This is a genomic window from Halomonas sp. SIMBA_159, assembly GCF_046536035.1.
In the GTDB taxonomy this organism is placed as follows: Bacteria; Pseudomonadota; Gammaproteobacteria; order Pseudomonadales; family Halomonadaceae; genus Vreelandella; species Vreelandella venusta_A.
The window spans coordinates 1-243 of record NZ_JAWJBT010001378.1 but is presented as its reverse complement, the minus strand read 5'-3'; the positions used below and the strand labels follow the sequence as shown (position 1 = coordinate 243).

The following is a 243-nucleotide window of genomic DNA, read 5'->3' as shown; positions in this document are numbered from 1 at the left end:
ATCATGAAGCGTCTGGTCTGTCTGATACCGTACGTGAATTCGAGCCGCACGAAGCCTTGTTCGCTGACCGCGACGGGCTTGCAGCTTACGAAACTTTAGCAGAGCAAGTGCCTGCATTGATAAGCCGCCCTGGCATCATCGGCCTTGAAATCGGCAGCAGCCAAGGCGCCGCTGTAACGGCTATGTTCCAAAAAGCTTTGCCTGAAGCCCGTGTCTACTGCAAAAAAGATATCAACAAACACG

The 243-nt window shown here is 52.7% G+C and carries 1 protein-coding gene; it reads left to right on the top strand.

The features are described 5' to 3' along the window. A partial coding sequence (locus R0J87_RS23760; RefSeq protein WP_498889469.1) for a hypothetical protein occupies positions 1 to 243 on the top strand: 243 nt, incomplete at both ends.